General features: G+C 67.0%; 1 pseudogene. It reads left to right on the forward strand.

What is annotated here, in order from left to right:
- Positions 1-333: pseudogene (locus PUR56_RS28735) on the forward strand (HAMP domain-containing protein); the annotation flags it as partial.

The raw sequence follows: 333 nt of genomic DNA on the forward strand, positions 1-333 counted from the left end.
ACCTCACCAGCCAGGTCCGCGACATCGCCCAGATCGCCACCGCCGTCGCCAAGGGCGACCTCTCGCAGAAGATCACCGTCACCGCGCGCGGCGAGATCCTCGAACTCAAGAACACCGTCAACACGATGGTCGACCAGCTGAGCGCCTTCGCCGCCGAGGTCACCCGGGTCGCCCGCGAGGTCGGCACCGAGGGCAACCTCGGCGGCCAGGCCACCGTCCGGGGTGCCTCCGGCACCTGGAAGGACCTCACCGACTAGGTCAACGCAAACGCCTGCAAACACTACACCAATTTACGAGACATCTCCCAGATCGCCACCGCAGTCGCCGAGGGCG

It is taken from the genome of Streptomyces sp. BE303 (assembly GCF_036290945.1).
Lineage (GTDB): Bacteria > Actinomycetota > Actinomycetes > Streptomycetales > Streptomycetaceae > Kitasatospora.